The sequence below is a fragment of the Psychrobacter sp. TB20-MNA-CIBAN-0197 genome (assembly GCF_040309765.1).
Lineage (GTDB): Bacteria > Pseudomonadota > Gammaproteobacteria > Pseudomonadales > Moraxellaceae > Psychrobacter > Psychrobacter submarinus.
On sequence record NZ_JBEOPC010000933.1, the window covers coordinates 1 to 257 of the forward strand.

1 protein-coding gene is annotated in these 257 nt (G+C 40.1%); it reads right to left on the minus strand.

Annotated elements, in window-relative coordinates; translation table 11 throughout:
* Positions 1 to 46: 46 nt before the first annotated feature.
* The coding region (locus AAEY83_RS16610) for a hypothetical protein (protein WP_351060839.1) at positions 47 to 257 on the minus strand (211 nt) is incomplete at its 5' end.

Below are 257 nucleotides of genomic sequence, written 5' to 3' on the forward strand. Positions count from 1 at the left end.
TTTACATCTTGATTACTGACACTCTATTATTGAAAAATGAATTAACTTACGAGGCTTTTTCACCGACAACTCTCTGACACCCTTGACCGCTAATTTGGCTAAAGCCACCAGAGATTTTCTCAACCTTAATTTGGGTTAAGATACGGTCTTTTAATGCCTGCACGTGAGAGATGATACCAATCAACTTACCTTCCTGTTGTAAGCTCGTTAACGTATCAAGAGCGATATCAAGTGACTCTTCATCCAGTGTGCCGAAG